At 69.6% G+C, this 12506-nt stretch carries 10 protein-coding genes; 6 read left to right on the top strand and 4 right to left on the bottom strand.

What is annotated here, in order from left to right; genetic code table 11:
• Positions 1–80: 80 nt before the first annotated feature.
• Genes ACIO3S_RS28715 through ACIO3S_RS28705 form a run of 3 tightly spaced genes read right to left on the bottom strand, consistent with a single transcriptional unit; the run spans position 81 to position 2686 of the window.
• Positions 81–818, bottom strand: a complete 738-nt coding sequence (locus ACIO3S_RS28715; protein WP_400470080.1) for an alpha/beta fold hydrolase — start codon at positions 816–818, stop codon at positions 81–83.
• A 29-nt stretch (positions 819–847) separates the two neighbouring features.
• On the bottom strand, positions 848–1795 hold the full coding sequence (locus ACIO3S_RS28710; protein ID WP_400470077.1) for an alpha/beta hydrolase: 948 nt from the start codon (positions 1793–1795) through the stop codon (positions 848–850).
• A gap of 36 nt (positions 1796–1831) precedes the next feature.
• Positions 1832–2686: an alpha/beta fold hydrolase gene (locus tag ACIO3S_RS28705; RefSeq protein WP_400470074.1), complete on the bottom strand. Its 855-nt coding sequence runs from the start codon at positions 2684–2686 to the stop codon at positions 1832–1834.
• Between the two features lie 176 nt (positions 2687–2862).
• Here ACIO3S_RS28705 and ACIO3S_RS28700 point away from each other — a divergent pair, with 176 nt between their 5' ends.
• The 4 genes from ACIO3S_RS28700 to ACIO3S_RS28685 all read left to right on the top strand — a co-directional run bounded on the left by ACIO3S_RS28700 (position 2863) and on the right by ACIO3S_RS28685 (position 8262).
• Complete coding sequence (locus tag ACIO3S_RS28700) at positions 2863–3405, top strand: GNAT family N-acetyltransferase (protein WP_400470071.1); 543 nt, start codon at positions 2863–2865, stop codon at positions 3403–3405.
• A 159-nt stretch (positions 3406–3564) separates the two neighbouring features.
• On the top strand, positions 3565–6363 hold the full coding sequence (locus tag ACIO3S_RS28695; protein ID WP_400470068.1) for an AAA family ATPase: 2799 nt from the start codon (positions 3565–3567) through the stop codon (positions 6361–6363).
• 68 nt (positions 6364–6431) lie between these two features.
• Positions 6432–7181 carry an SDR family oxidoreductase gene (locus ACIO3S_RS28690; protein WP_400470065.1) on the top strand — a complete coding sequence of 250 codons (750 nt, stop codon included), beginning with the start codon at positions 6432–6434 and terminating at the stop codon, positions 7179–7181.
• 367 nt (positions 7182–7548) lie between these two features.
• On the top strand, positions 7549–8262 hold the full coding sequence (locus ACIO3S_RS28685) for a sigma-70 family RNA polymerase sigma factor (protein WP_400470062.1): 714 nt from the start codon (positions 7549–7551) through the stop codon (positions 8260–8262).
• 63 nt (positions 8263–8325) lie between these two features.
• On the opposite strand, the gene ACIO3S_RS28680 is transcribed toward ACIO3S_RS28685, so the two are convergent.
• On the bottom strand, positions 8326–9255 hold the full coding sequence (locus tag ACIO3S_RS28680; protein ID WP_400470059.1) for an alpha/beta fold hydrolase: 930 nt from the start codon (positions 9253–9255) through the stop codon (positions 8326–8328).
• Between the two features lie 88 nt (positions 9256–9343).
• On the opposite strand from ACIO3S_RS28680, the gene ACIO3S_RS28675 reads away from it, so the two are divergent.
• Both ACIO3S_RS28675 and ACIO3S_RS28670 read left to right on the top strand, forming a co-directional pair.
• A complete protein-coding gene (locus ACIO3S_RS28675) occupies positions 9344–9517 on the top strand; it encodes a hypothetical protein (protein WP_400470056.1) in 174 nt (57 codons plus the stop codon).
• 201 nt (positions 9518–9718) lie between these two features.
• Positions 9719–12499, top strand: coding sequence for an ATP-binding protein (locus ACIO3S_RS28670; protein ID WP_400470053.1), 2781 nt, complete (start codon positions 9719–9721; stop codon positions 12497–12499).
• Positions 12500–12506 lie beyond the last annotated feature (7 nt).

Below are 12506 nucleotides of genomic sequence, written 5' to 3'. Positions count from 1 at the left end.
GCTCTCCTCGGTGGAACCCGAGAGTCAGGACCGCGGGTGGAGCGACCGGCGTCACCGGCCGCTCCACCCGCGGATCGGGGTCAGGCGGCGGTGGCCGCCGCGCAGCCGGCGAGGGCCTCGAGGATCACCTCGGTCACCTCGTCCGGGTGGGACACGCTGACGGCGTGCGACGCGCCTGCGATCTCGCGGACGCCGCGCGCCCCGGCACGCGCTGCTTCCTCGCGCAGCTCGGCGGCCGGGATGTTTCGGTCGTCCCCGGCGATGACGAACCAGCTCGGCAGCGTCTTCCACCCGGGCCGGTCGGTCGGCAGACCGTCCTTGAGGGCCTGTTCGGTGACGGGACGCTGGGTGCGCGCCATCTGGCAGGCGACCGCATAGGGAACGTCCGCACAGAACTGCTCGTGGAAAGCCTCGAGGCGGATCGCGAGCTCGTTGCCACCGCTGCTGACCGGGTAGGCGGTGAGCGCCTCGCCCAGCGTGCTTCCGGGCTGTCGCGACGACAGCTCGAAAGCGCTCTCGCCCTCGTCGGGCGCGAATGCGGCGACGTAGACGAGGCCGACGACCGACGGGTTCTCGGCGCCCGCAGCACCCGTGATGATGATGCCGCCGTACGAGTGACCGACCAGCAGGACCGGGCGGCCGAGACCGGCGATCACGTCGCGCAGGTAGGTCGCGTCGTTCCGTACGCCTCGGAGCGGGTTGGCGACGGCCACGACGTCGACTCCGCGGCCGTGGAGCCGCTCGATGACGCCGTTCCAGCTCGCAGACTCGGCGAACGCGCCGTGCACGAGGACGACGAGGGGTGACTGTTCAGACATGGTTCTACTCCTTCAGTAGGGGTGGCGACTCAGGCCGCGAGGGCCTTGCGGATGACCTGGACTGCCTGCTCGATCGCGCCCGTCGAGGCGGCCGAGCTGCGCAGGGGGTTGAGCATCATGAAGTCGTGGATCGTCGCGTTGTACCGGACGGTCGTCGTGCGTACGCCTGCCTCGATGAGGCGGCGAGCGTAGGCCTCGCCCTCGTCGCGCAGCACGTCGTTCTCGTCGACGACGACGAACGCCTCGGGTAGGCCGGCGAGCTCCTCGAGCGTCGCCCTCAGCGGCGACGCCGTGATCTCGCCGCGCTTGTCCTCGTCGGGAAGGTAGGCGTTCCAGAACCACGCCATCGACTTGGCGAGCAGGAACGGGCCGTCGGCGAACTCGACGTAGCTGTCGGTGTCCTGTGCCGCGTCGGTGACCGGGTAGAAGAGCGACTGGTGGCAGAAGGTCACGTCGCCGCGCTGCTTGGCCATGATCGTCACGGCCGCAGCCATGTTGCCCCCGACGGAGTCACCGGCGACTGCGATGCGAGTCGCGTCGATGCCCTCCTCGGCGCCGTTCCAGGTTATCCACTGCGCCGTGGCGTAGGCCTGCTCGATCGCGACCGGATAGCGGGCCTCCGGCGAGCGGTCGTACTCGACGAACACCACCGCGGCCTCGACGCCGGTGGCGAGGTCGCGAACCAGCCGGTCGTGGGTTCCGGCGTTGCCGAGCACCCAGCCGCCGCCGTGGATGTAGAGGATCGCGGGGAGCGCCCTCGTGCTGCCGACCGGCTTGACGATCCGGACACGGACGTCGCCGACCGGCGCTGGGACCGAGATCCACTTCTCGTCGACGTCGGGCTTCTCGATGGGCTGTGCCTGCACGTCATCGAGGACCTTGCGAGCTTCCTCCGGGGTCATCTCGTAGAAGTACGGCGGCTGCGCGGTGGCGTCGGCCATCTGCTGGGCTTCGGGCTCCAGATAGTGCTTGTTCATCAGTGTTTCCTTTCCATGTGTGTGGCGAGTTCGGGGTCAGGAGGTGGCGCGGACGGCGTCGGCGATGACGCGACTCACGGAGTTCGGGTCGGTGATCAGGCCCAGGTGGCCCTCCTCGAAGAGAGCGACCGTCGAGCCGGCCTTGGCAGCCATGGCCCGCTGGGCGCTGGCGGGAATGACCAGGTCCTTGGTGCCGACCAGGTTCCAGCTCGGGATCGTGGCCCAGCCGGGGGCTCCAGAGGGTTCGTTGAGCGCTCCGAGCGTCACCGGTCGCTGGGTGGCCCACAGTGCCGCCGCCCGGTCCCGGGTGAGGCCGGTCGCGAAGGACTCGAGGAACGTCGACTGCTTCAGGTAGACGTCGCTCTCCGGCCCCGGCGGTACGTCGCCGGGCACGAAGTCGAAGATCGTCGTCGGGTCGGAGACCGAGAGTGCCGAGTCCGGACCGGCGAGCTCAGCGACGGTCTCGCCCTCCGCTGGCACGGAGCCGTTCACGAAGACGAGAGCCTCGATGTCGGGGTCTCCGGTCGCCGCATTGGTGACGACGCTGGCCCCGTACGAGTGACCGACGAGCACGATGGGGCCGTCGATCGTCTCCAGGATCGCCTTCAGGTAGGCGGAGTCGGAGGACAACGATCGCAGCGGGTTCGCCGGCGCGATGACCGGGTAGCCCTGGGACTGCAGCTTGCGCACGACCTGGTTCCAGCTGGATGCGTCGGCCCAGGCGCCGTGGACCAGTACGATCGCAGGCTTGCCGCCGCGCTCGGCGCCGCCGGCCTGGGCAGAGGCCGGGGTCGCCGCCACCGCGCCGAGCGTGAGCGTGCTGAGGAGGATGGCGGCGCGAAGACGACGCTGGCGGGCCGTGCGCCGGGCGGCGCGGGTGGTTGGGGTCATGGTCATTGTCCTGCTCTCGGGAAGTGGCTGATCGAGACAATGAGGACGACCAGGCAGCCCTGCGACGCGTGACACGGACCCGGGCGGCCTGCGCCGTGACCGTCCACTTCTGTCACACAGGCGGCGCCTGCGCGGTCATCGGTTTCGTCGCCCGATCCGACCAAGAGGTGGTTCACATGACTCGCATCATCGAGACGTCGCGTCTCATGCTCCGCCCGTGGGAGCGGGCAGACCTCGCCTCGGCGCTGGCCATCTACAGCGCAGCGTCGGTCAAACGCTGGCTTGCGCCCGGCGTCGACGTGCCTGCGTCGTCCGAGGGCATGCAGCGTCAGCTGGCTGAGTGGATGGACCACGACCGTACGAGCACGAGCTGTCTCGGGCACTGGGCCGTCGCCCTCCGGACCACCTCTGAGGTCATCGGTGCCCTCATGCTGACGCAGGCACCCCACGCCAGCGAGAGCATCACGATCGGCTGGGCGCTGGCGCCCGAGGCCTGGGGGCATGGTTACGCGACCGAAGCGGGCGATGCGCTGATCCGTTGGGCCGTGCACGAGGGCGGCGCCACCGAGGTGTTCGCGATCGTCCAGCCGGACAACGCGCGTGCCGAGGCGACCGCGAAGCGCATCGGCATGGAATGGATCGCAGAGCTGGGCCACCTCCCGGGCGACCGATACCAGCTCTTCAGGATCCGGCACGTCGACCTGGCGTGGGAAGACTGACTCCTGGTTCGGGGAGCTTCGTCGAGCTTCTTGGCTCCTGACTGCAGGTGGCTGGTCGTCCGATCTCGAGCGGACGGCCGACAGGCTGTGACAGGACCGATACCGTTGGCCTGGAGAGCGCTCCCTTTCGTGGCGCGCCCAGAGTCCTGCAGGAGCACGATGAGCGCGACCCCGCTGCCCAACCTGGTCGGCCGGCACCACGAATGCTCGATGCTGGACGAGGTGTTGGCGGATCTGCGCGCGGGGAAGTCCACGGTCTCCGTGATCCGGGGCGAGGCTGGCATCGGGAAGTCGGTGCTGCTCGACTACGTCGCGGCGAAGGCGTCAGGCGTGATGGTGGCCAGGACGCAGGGCATCGAGGCCGACATGGAGCTGGCTTACGCGAGCCTGCACCAGCTGTGTGCCCCGTTCCTGTCGACGGTCGACAGTCTGCCGGTGCCGCAGCGAGACGCTTTGCAGGTCGCGTTCGGGATGGCGGCCGGCGACCCGCCGGACAGGTTCTTGGTCGGCCTGGCGGTGCTGACCCTACTGACCCGGGCCTCCGAGACCCGGCCGGTCCTGGTCGTGGTCGACGATGCCCACTGGCTGGACCAGATCTCGCTGCAGACACTCGAGTTCGTAGCGCGCCGCCTGCTCGCCGAGGCCGTCGCGATAGTCTTCACCGTCCGCGACCCCGAGGGATCGACCGCGCTGGTCGGCCTCCCGGAGCTTCGGCTCGACGGCTTGGACAAGCAGGCGGCGGGTGCGCTCCTGGCGGCATCCGTCGATGGCCGGCTGGAGCTGCGCGTCCAAGACCGCCTCGTCGCCGAGACCCGTGGCAACCCGCTGGCACTCCTGGAACTCTCCCGGGGTCGCACGGCCGCGGACCTGGCCTACGGCCGCGACGCCGCGACACCCGGTTCGGTGTCGATCCGGGTCGAGCAGGATTACGCGCGGCGTATCGACTCGCTGCCGACGAACACCCGGACCTTGTTGCTGCTCGCCGCAGCCGAACCGGTGGGCGACGCACAACTGCTCCTTCGCGCAGCCGAGCTTCTCGACGTACCGCTGGACGCCGCCCCCGCGAAAGCGGCCGGTCTCATCGAGTTCGGTGAGTCCGTACGCTTCCGTCACCCCTTGGCGAGATCCGCCGTCTATCGAGGGGCCACGCCAGAGGAGCGACGGGCAGCACACCGGGCACTCGCCTCGGCGACGGATGCCATGCAGGATCCGGACCGCCGTGCCTGGCATGCCGCCCAAGCGACCGACGGGCCCGACGAAGAGGTGGCCCTCGGTCTGGAGCAGGCCGCCGACCGCGCTCGCCAGCGCGGTGGCATGGCCGCCGAAGCGGTGCTGTTGGAGCGTGCCGCAGCCCTCACGCCGGAGTCATGGCAGCGCGGACGGCGGGCGCTGGCCGCAGCTGAGGCGTACTTCTCGGCTGCTGCCCCCGAACGGGCCGCCGAACTGGTGGCGCTTGCCGATCTGTGCCCGCTCAGCCCTCTCGACCGCGCCCGCCTGGCGCGTCTGCGCGCTCGCATGCTCTTCGGGCGGAGCCGAAGCGATGAGGCCGCCCCGCTGCTCCTCGACGCCGCGGCACGGTTCGCAGCCACGAGGTCGCCGCTGGCGCGCGAGACCTACCTCGAGGCGATCGGCGCCACGGTGTTCGCCGGCCGGGTGCACGGCCCCCACGGTGCCCGGGCCGCCGCGATAGCGGCGCGGACCTCGGGGGCGCCACCTTCGGCGTCCGAAGCCTCCGACCTGCTCCTCGACGGAATCTCGACGCTGCTCGCCGAAGGGGTCGAGGACGGCGTGCCGGCGCTGGTGCGGGCGTTCGAGCCGTTCGTCCACGAGGAGCTCGCCAGCCGGGACGCGGCCATGCGCTGGCTGCTGTCGGTTCCGGTCGCGCTGGAGTCGTTCATCCACTACCGCTGGGATCTGCCGGCCTGGGACGCCCTGTCGGCTCGCGCGGTGCGTGTGGCTCGCGAGGTCGGGGCGCTGAGCGTGCTGCCATCCGCGCTCATCTACTACGGCGGTGTCCAGATCCACTACGGCGACTTCGCGGCAGCCGCTCGGATGATCGAGGAGGCCGATGCCATCGCCGCCTCGACCGGCCAGGCCCCGCACACGTACGCCACGCTGGTCCTCGCCGCCTGGCGGGGTGACGAAGACGCCGCGACCGGGATCTTCGAGGAGGCTCGGATCACCGCCACCGAGCACGGCGAGGTCTCGCTGCTCGGCGTCACCGGCTATGTGCAGGCTGTCTTGTACAACGGTCTCGCGCGCTATCAGGACGCGCTCGCGGCCGCACGAGCGGGCATCGACCACGACGGCTTCAACTTCACCGGCCTCTCTCTGGTCGAGCATGTCGAAGCAGCGGTTCGCTGCGGAGACCTGGGACTGGCCCGGGAGTCGCTCGAGCGGCTGATCGAGCTGACCCGGGCGGCTGACACGGGCTGGGCTCGCGGCATCCAGGCGCGGAGCCGCGCCTTGCTCACCGACGACGCGGACGAGGCCGACGCTCTCTATCGCACCGCCATCGATGAGCTCAACCTCGACCGGGTGACGGTCGAGGTCGCCCGCTCCCACCTCCTCTACGGTGAGTGGTTGCGACGGGTCCGCCGACGGGCGGATGCGCGGGAGCAGCTCCGGACAGCCCACCAGATGTTCGACGGGATGCGGTCAGAGGCGTTCGCAGAGCGGGCTCGCCGCGAACTGCTCGCCACCGGTGAGCACGTACGAACCCGCGAGATCGCACCGGTGGCCCACCTGACAGCGCAAGAGGCGCAGATCGCCACCCTCGCCGCCAGTGGGATGACGAACCCCAAGATCGGCGCCGAGCTGTTCCTGAGCCCGCACACCGTGGAATGGCACCTGCGCAAGGTCTACACGAAGCTCGAGATCAGGTCGCGACGCGAGCTCGCGGGCGCACTGCTCGACGCTGGCGTGGACGGCATCGGAATCGGCAGCGCTCGGGCCTAGCGCCGGCGCCGGCCCAACCCGGAGAGATTCGGTTGTCACAGAACCTCCGGGTTCCCGGTCAACTAGACATGAAGATCGTCATCGCCGGCGGTGCCGGACGCATCGGATCGCGCATATCCAAGGCGCTGGACGACCAGGGGTACTCGGTCGTCGTCGCCTCGCCACGTCACGGCATCGATGCCCTCACTGGTCTCGGTCTCGCTGAGGCGTTCGCAGGCGCGGACGTGGTCATCGACACCATGAACCTTCCCCCTGCCATCCCCTACTCGGAGGCCGAGAGCTTCTTCGGCACCGCCACGACCAATCTGTTGCGCGCCGGTGAGGCAGCCGGCGTCAAGCACCACCTCCTCCTGTCTGTCGTCGGCGTCGACCGCGTGAACAGCCACTACTTCCGCGGAAAGCAGAGACAGGAGCAGCTGGTACGCGACCACGGTGGTCCGTTCAGCATCGTGAGGTCCACGAGCGTGCTCGAGGCACTGAGCGGCAGCGTGCTCACGGATCCGGAGCTGGCGGCCCCGCGCGTCCCGAACCTGACCCTCCAGCCGGTCGCCGCCCGTGACCTGGCTCGCGTGGTCGCCCGCACCGTCGCCGCCGCTCCCCGACGCGGACTGATCGAAGTCGCCGGCCCGGAGACACTCTCCCTTCCCGAGGTGGCCACGCGGATGATGCGAGCCACCGACGACCTGCGCCACGTGGTCGTGGACCACACCGCCGAGTATCTGGGCACGGTCTTCGAACCTGGCGACACCGTCCTGCTCCCGGATCTCCGGGTCGGATCGACCTCGGTCGACGAATGGCTCGTACGCCTCCCGGCCTGAGCGAGCGGCCCCTCCCCCAGCCACCCGTCCCAGGAAGGTCGGGACGAGCCTCGCGATCCGCAGCACTGGCGGGTCGTTGACGTAGCGAGAGCCTCCGGGTGGGTGTGAATCGTCTGGATTCACACCCACCCGGAGGCTCTCGTACGTCCGGCGCGACATCGTCCGTGGATCCGTCGAGTGACTCCCCTGGGCGCCACCACGCACAGGAGTGCGGTGCGTGGCTGCGTGGTCGCATCCGTGGTGCCGTCCCACGTGGTTTCACCACGCATCGACCACGGACTTCCCGTGGCGCGCCAGACCCCCTCGTGGACAGAGAGTTGGATCCATCGGAACCCGAAGGGTGCCTTCCACGAAGAGGAGTCCCATGATGTCCACGCCAGGCGGAGAGGCCACAGTCCTGACAGAACCCGGCGACGACTTGGATCGGGCTCTCGAGATCTTCCTCGCGATGCGCACCCAGTTGTTCCGCATCGCGCGGCGTGTGACCGGCGATATCGCCAATGCCGAGGACGTGGTCCAGGACGCCTGGCTCCGCTGGCAACGGACCGACCGGCGCGACATCAAGAATCCGGCAGCGTTCCTGACCACGACCACGACTCATCTGGCGATCAACGTCATCCAGTCGGCCAGGCACCGCCATGAGATCCCGACCGACCTGCCGCTCGCCGATCTCGGCGTTCCCGCCCAAGACCCCCTCCGCGAAGCGGAGCAGGCGGCTACCGTCGAGGAGCTCCTACGTGAGCTGATGGCCAGGCTGAGCCCGGCCGAGCTGGCGACATATCTGCTGCGCAAGGGGTTCGACTATCCGTACGACGCCATCGCCGGCGTGCTCCGGACCACCACCGCCAACGCGCGACAGCTCGCTCGCCGAGCCCAGCAGCGGCTCGATGGCGACCCGGGGCGCGAGGTTGATCCGGACGCTCATCGGCTGGTCACCGACGCCTTCCTGGTTGCTGCTCGTACCGGTGAGCTGAAACTTCTCGAAGGGCTGCTGGCCGAAAGCGCGGCGTCGACGATGAGGCCGCATGCGCGTCGGCCGGCCCGGCCCGCCCACCGACAACTGGCCCCGAGGATCGCGTGAGTGCGCAGTGTCTCGACCATCCGACGTGGGGAACTCAGCCGCTGGCGGCCGTCGGACCGACCGCTACGAGCCGTCCGGCGCGGCGTCTGCATGACGTCGCGCCAGCATCGTGACGTCGAGGACCGCCTGGACGAAGGCTTCTGGAGCCTCCTGGGGAAGGTTGTGCCCAGCGTGAGGTACGCGGCGGTCGAGCCTCGGGCCGGCGAACCGGTCGACGTCGGTGAGTCCAGGCGCGACCGGGAAGTTACCGTCGGCCAGCCCGGCGAGGGTGACCGTCGGCACCGAGATCCTGGGCTGCCGCGCGAGGGCCTGCTCGGCCGCGGCGTACTCGGGCGCGCCGGCGGACCGACCGAGCCGGTGCCGATAAGAGTGGAGGACGACCTCGACGTAGTCGGGGTTGTCGAACGCCTCGGCGGTGCGGTCGAGCGTCTCCCGGTCGAAGTCCCACGCCGGGGAGTTGCGACGCCAGATCACCTCAGCGATCTCGCGGCGATTGGCGGTCAGGCCGGCGCGGCCTCGATCGGTGAGGAAGTAGTAGAAGTACCAGAAACCGGCCTCCAGGTCGGGACGGATCGGCTGGGCGGACGCGGCAATGTCCTGGATCAGGTAGCCGTTGACACTGACCAGTCCCGATACCCGCTCGGGGCGGAGTGCTGCGACCACGCACGCCGCCCGGCCACCCCAGTCGTAGCCGCCCAGCACCGCCTCGGGAATGTCGAGGGCGTCGAGCAGGCCGATGACATCCGCCCCCAGAGCCGCCTGCTGACCGGAGCGGGACGTCGCCGGGTCGAGGAACCGGGTCGGTCCGTGGCCACGGAGGTAGGGGACCACGACTCGGTAGCCGAGTGCGCCCAACCGAGGTGCGACCTCGGTGTAGCTGTGCACGTCGTAGGGATAGCCGTGCAGCAGCACGACCGCCGGTCCCGCGACCGGCCCCACTTCGTGGTAGGCGATGTCGAGAACGTCGGTACGGGCGTGCTTCAGCGGGGTCATCAGGGATCCTCTCGTGTCACAAACCCGGTCCGGGCGTGGTCATCATGTCGACCACGCAAAGCCCAGCTCCGTGACAGGAGGAACATCGATGTCCGATGAGCACAGCCATCTCCATGCCGAGATCGACGTCGAGCTCGCACACGTCCAGGCGAGCTCCGACGCCCCCGAGGACGACGAACCGGAGCGTGAGCCGTACGAGACACGACTCCGGAGCCTGCACGAAGCCGTCGTGACGCAGGAGCGCACGGATCGGCGCGGCTGAGTCACGCACGGAATCAGGCGACGGCCGCACCTCGTCCGCTGCACACGCCGGCGACGACCTGGGCGGGCGACTGCGCTCCATCAATTTCGGGGACTCAACTCACCCGGTCGTCGACCTGGGCCCTGGCATGCGCGATAGTTAGTGCGTGGACAGTGCCTTCAACGGACGTTCCTTCCCGCTGTTCTCTGGTGAAGGCTGCCTGTGACCGTTAGCGATACCCGCGACCGACTGCTTGACCGCCGGGATGAGCGTCGGGTCCTCGACGATCTCCTGGCCAGCGCTCGCGCTGGGCGCAGCGCCGCCCTGGTGCTGCGGGGCGAGGCGGGGATCGGCAAGACCGAGCTTCTGAAGTACCTCCTGGACCGTTCCAGCGGACTGCGGACCTTAAGAGCTACCGGTGCCCAGTCCGAGATGGAGCTCTCCTACGCCGGCCTGCACCAGCTCTGTGCCCCGCTGCTGGCCGACATGGACCATCTCCCGGAGCCCCAACGCGCTGCCCTCGCCTCTGCCTTCGGCCTGCGAGCCGGGGATCCGCCTGATCCCTTCCTGGTCGGTCTGGCAACGCTGAGCCTGCTCGCTGAAGCCGGGGCGAGCCAGCCACTGGTCTGCCTCATCGACGATGTTCAGTGGTTGGATCAGGCATCGGCACGGACCCTGTCGTTCGTGGCCCGCCGGCTGCTGGCGGAATCGGTCGTGCTGGTGTTCGCGGTCCGCGAACCCACATCGAGCCCGCTCCTGACCGGGCTTCCCGAGCTCTTCGTGACGGGACTGCCTGCACCCGACTCCCGCACCCTCCTCGACTCGGTCGCTCATGGTCCACGTGACCGTCGGATGCGCGATCGGATCTTGGCCGAAGCACGCGGCAACCCGCTGGCGATCATCGAGCTGCCTCGGGGGTGGACCGAGGTCGAGCTGGCCGGCGGTTTCGTGGGATCTGAAGCAGCAGCCCCGTTGTCGAGCCGGCTCGAGCAGGGCTTCCTACGCCGTCTCGACCTCCTTCCCGACGAGACTCGGCTGCTGCTGCTCACGGCGGCCGCCGAGCCGGTGGGCGACGTGGCGCTGCTGCGTCGTGCGGCCGAGCGACTGGGGATCGATGTCCATGCGGCAGTGTCCTACGGAGACGCAGCAGAGTTGCTCACACTGGACACCCGGGTGCGGTTCCGACATCCCTTGGTGCGCTCGGCGGTGTACCGGGGAGCCTCGGTGCACGATCGGCAGCGGGCACATCGAGCGCTTGCGGACTCGATCGACACCGACGTCGATCCCGATCGCCGGGCATGGCATCGGGCGCAGGCCGCGTCGAGCGTCGACGAGGAGGTCGCCTCGGAGCTGGAACGCTCGGCAGAGCGGGCCCTGGCGCGTGGCGGCACTTCCGCGGTGGCCGCATTCCTCGAACGTGCGATGGAGCTCACACCAGACCCGGCCCGACGCTCGATGCGTGCCCTGAAGGCCGCGCAGGCGAAGCTTCAGGCAGGCGCGTTCGAACCGGCAGCTGCCCTGCTGGCGATGGCCGGGGCAGGGCCCACCGATGAGCTCATGCTCGCGCGGATCGACCAGCTCCGGGCGAGCCTCGCGTTCGCCCAGAACCGCGGCAACGACGCGACCACCCTGCTGGTCGCCGCCGCTCGCCGGCTCGAGCCGATCGACGTGCCGCTCGCTCGCGAGACGTACCTCGACGCCATCGCGGCCGCGATCTTCACCGGCCGTCTCGCGCGACGACAAGGTCTACAGGAGGTAGGTGAAGCGGCGTTGGCCGCGCCGCCGGCGGATCCGCCACGGCTCGCCGACGATCTGCTGGATGCCGTCGCCTTGAACCTCACCGACGGCTACGCGGTCGCGACGCCGAAGATGCAGCGCGTCCTCGCGGCGATCAGTGAGGAGATGGATCTCGTCAAGGGGGTGCCGCCCTGGTTCTGGCTCGCCACGGTCATGGCCGTTGATCTGTGGGACGACGAACGCTGGCGGCTGATCGCATCCCGGCACGTGGCGATGGCCCGCGAGTCCGGTGCGCTCAGCGAGCTCCCCGCTGCACTCGACGCGCGCGCATGCGCACACCTCCTCGCCGGGGAGCTGGCAGCTGCCTCGGCACTCATCGACGAGGTGACGATGGTCTATGACGTGACCGGCGGAGACTCGGCGCGCGTCATGCCACTTGCTCTGGCCGCCTTCCGCGGCCGCGAGCAGGAGTCCCGCACGCTGTTCGACGCCATCATGGGTGATGCCGTGACACGTGGCCAAGGAGCCGCCGTCACCGTGGCACAGTGGGCTCGTGCGGTGCTCTGCAACGGGCTCGAGCAGTACGACGAGGCGATGACTGCCGCCCGCGCGGCGGCCGGCCACGAAGAAGAGCCGGGAACGACCTGGTGGGCGTCGGTCGAGCTTGTCGAAGCGGCCGTACGTTGCGGCGACACCGCGCGCGCCACCGAAGCACTCGATCGGCTCTCGGACAGGACACGGGCCAGCGGCACGGACTGGGGGCTGGGTGTCGAGGCGCGCTCCCGCGCCCTCCTCAGTCAGGGTGAGGCTGCGGAGAGCCTCTACCTCGAGGCGATCGAACGGCTCTCCCGGACCGAGGTCGGCATGGAGCTGGCGCGCGCGCATCTGGTCTACGGAGAGTGGCTGCGCAGCGAAGACCGCGACGTCGACGCCCGCGCGCAGCTCCTGACGGCCGATGAGATGCTCACCCGGTTCGGGGCGGAGGCGTTCGCTGAGCGCGCCCGCCGCGCGCTCGAGGCCACGGGGGCGACGCTTCGCACGAAGGTCGTCGCGGCGCCCGCAGCCCTCACTGCGCAGGAAGAGCAGATCGCTCGCCTCGCAGGTGAGGGCCTCACCAATCCCGAGATCGGCGCCCGTCTGTATCTCAGCCACCACACGGTCGAGTGGCATCTCCGGAAGGTCTTCACGAAGCTCGGCATCGCCTCTCGCCGAGAGATCGCAACCGTGCTGCCGCCGCTGCCCGGGAACAGGGCGAGCACGACCTAGTGGCGCT

The organism is Nocardioides sp. NPDC087217 (assembly GCF_044744805.1).
In the GTDB taxonomy this organism is placed as follows: domain Bacteria; phylum Actinomycetota; class Actinomycetes; order Propionibacteriales; family Nocardioidaceae; genus Nocardioides.
The sequence above is the reverse complement of the archived record's forward strand: the minus strand, read 5'-3'. Positions and strand labels throughout refer to the sequence as shown.